Genomic DNA, 736 nt, shown 5'->3' with positions numbered 1-736 from the left:
CGGGGAGTGGAGACGGATGATAGGGAGAGATACTCAGGCACTGCCAGAACGAAAGGGGCATCTCCCGCTACGGCTCTCCTACGTCGCACCGCGCCACTCCTCGACTCTACACAAGCGTTCTCCTCCGGCGTGCGAAACAGGCAGGCTAGGAACGAATTCTTCTCCATTCGCTTCTCCGGGACGTCCCGGGGAGGAGAGGGGAATGTGTCCTCAATTTTCCGCCGCTCCCGGAGTAAGTCTCCGACCTAACAAGATCTCACTGCCCTGGCCGCCATTTCTCGTGCGCCGTGAAAAGGGTGCATCGCCCAGTGGGGAGGGAGTGATCTCCACCCGGCAACTATTGCTCCAGCCGGAAGCACTCGGAGCGGCTACTGGTGGTAACGCCAGCGGTCGAAGCCTCTAGGGAAAAAGGCCCGGGAAGCGGGTCAGCGAGCAAGCAGGCCCTAAGGAAAGTGAACGCTGAACAAAGCCTCGAAACGGGCAATGCGGACGCCGAGCTCGTGAGAGAGAAGCGAAGGCCGTTGTCTTCCTGGGAAGGAGAGCAATCGAAGCACTGGGGAGAGCCGCCGGGGTATTGGGCGAGGGCATGCGGGCAAAGGACGATGCATCAACACGGGAGGCCCATCTGGCCGGGAGCTCGGGTTGGCCCCGAGCGGACCGACCGCTGCCCTGCGAGGGGCCGAAGCGGGACCAGGTGGGAGTCGGATAGGTCCATACTACCTGTGAGCTCGGAGAA

Origin of the sequence: Verrucomicrobium sp. 3C, assembly GCF_000379365.1 — a bacterium.
In the GTDB taxonomy this organism is placed as follows: domain Bacteria; phylum Verrucomicrobiota; class Verrucomicrobiia; order Methylacidiphilales; family Methylacidiphilaceae; genus Methylacidimicrobium.
Note: the sequence above shows the minus strand (reverse complement) of the source record.